Source organism: Skermanella aerolata KACC 11604 (genome assembly GCF_000936425.1).
Taxonomy (GTDB): Bacteria; Pseudomonadota; Alphaproteobacteria; order Azospirillales; family Azospirillaceae; genus Skermanella; species Skermanella aerolata.
In genome coordinates this window covers 1-1,956 of record NZ_AVFK01000146.1, presented here as the reverse complement: position 1 = coordinate 1,956, position 1,956 = coordinate 1, and the positions used below count along the sequence as shown (strand labels likewise).

2 protein-coding genes are annotated in these 1,956 nt (G+C 58.7%); one reads left to right on the top strand and one right to left on the bottom strand.

The features are described from left to right. Positions 1–762: IS5 family transposase (locus tag N826_RS38840; RefSeq protein ID WP_044437947.1), on the bottom strand; the 762-nt coding region annotated here is incomplete at its 3' end. A gap of 707 nt (positions 763–1,469) precedes the next feature. Here N826_RS38840 and N826_RS38835 point away from each other — a divergent pair. Beyond that, a partial coding sequence (locus N826_RS38835) for a transcriptional regulator (RefSeq protein WP_044437945.1) occupies positions 1,470–1,956 on the top strand: 487 nt, incomplete at its 3' end.

Genomic DNA, 1,956 nt, shown 5'->3' with positions numbered 1-1,956 from the left:
GGCCGCATGACAAACGTTGCCACTGGTCCGGTCTGGCGGGGCAAGGTCAGTCATCCATCCGAAGGTTCGTTCGACCACCCAGCGGCGGGGCAGCACCTGGAAGCCTTTCTGGTCGACTATCTTGCGCACGACCTCGATCGTGAAGTCCTGGTAGGCTGCGGCACTCATCAGCTTGCCACGGTCGTAAGCGCCGTTGGCGAAGAGGTGCTTGAGCCAGGGCCAGCGCTTGCGGATTGCCTTGATGATGAGTTCGGCGCCGTCGGCATCCTGAACATCGGCGGTGGTCACGTTGAGCATCAAGAGATGCCCGTCGGTGTCCACCGCGATATGCCGCTTGCGGCCCTTGGTCTTCTTGCCGGCGTCGTACCCGCCGCCGCCGGGTGCGTTGGGTGCCTTGACCGTCTGGCTGTCCACAACGCCTGCGGTCGGGCTGGCCTCGCGACCCTGAAACTCGCGGTCGATCATGACCGCGATGTCGTGGATGGTCTGGAACAGAAAGCGCCGCAGCAGCTTGCGGAACCACCAGTAGACCGTCTGCCACGCCGGAAAGTGGACCGGCAGCATGCGCCAGCCACAGCCGGTGCGGGCCAGATAGCGTAGCGCGTTGAGAACCTCACGCATGTCCACTTTCGCCTTACGGCCGCGCCCGGCCGGTGGCGGCAGCAAGGGCTGGATGGACTCCCATTCCCTGTCGCTCAGATCCGTCGCATAACGCTGACGCTCGAACTGCTTTTGACGCTCACGATGCTCTTTCGTCCACATTCCCTTTAAATGGGCAGCCAAGTCCCAGATCTGCAACCCCAACCAATTCTCAAACGGGCTCTCAAGTATAGAAGGAATTCTGCGATGATGCAAAAATCCGTCCCTGTCGCGGCATCGCCTTTCCTCTCCGCCCTGAAGGACGGGGCTTCCAGGCGAGTTTCCCGCTGTGCATCCCCGCTGATCCCCCCACCACAATGCTTGCCGGTGCCAGACGAGGAGCCAGAGCCTCTTTCCATACCAGTATTGCTCAGAACCGAACCTCGACGGCGGCCTCGGCGGAAGGTGTCAGCTCGGTGACAGTTCGGCCATAGGTCACCGCAATCCTTAGCCGGGCACTTGGCCGTTTCATTGGTTCGGCTGGTTTTCCACGTGAAGGAGCCGATCGGCGATCCGGCCGTATCGGCATCGGAAACTGCCCTTACACTTGCAACCTGCTAAGGGTCAGTGACCGCAGGAAGCCTAATGTCCGAGACATCGGCCTAAGCGGAAGGGCCACGAACGGACTGCTGGCATAAACCTAACGGCACAAACCGAGTCAGCATCCTTACCAGGCACATAGGACCATTTATCCACGATAAAGTGTTAATTTTACCTTTATTTCATCTGGAATATCATACATTGTTTCTCCAACGCAGCAACGAACGCGCCACAGCCTATCAAGCCGGATCACGCGGTCGTTCGATCAACAGCGCTTTGGAGAGTTCGTTATGACACCGACACGCACTATTCTGATCGAAACCAACCGCCTGTTCCGCGAAGGCCTGAAGCATCTGCTTGCCGATACCCGTTTCGCGGTCGAGGCAGAGTTCAGCACGATTGAGCAGGCTGTTGGAGGTGTGGGTTCTTCCGGGTTGGTCATCACCAGCGAGGCTGGTAATCTGCAACGGATCCGAAGCGCCTACCCTGAAATCTGCATTGTGGTACTGGCCAACGACCTAGTGGTTGACGCCCTGCGTGACGCTATGACTGCTGGCGTCGATGGTTATCTGATGAAGGACGTCTCGCCGGAAGCTCTGATCCAGTCGTTGGAATTAGTGATGATGGGCGAAAAGGTGTTCCCGACCAACCTTGCCTCCATGCTGCTAAACCTCGATACCACGCCGTCACCGATGAAGTCGGTCCGTGGCTTGTCCCCGCGTGAGCAGGACATCCTCCAAGCACTGGTGAGCGGTTCCAGCAACAAAGTGATTGCGT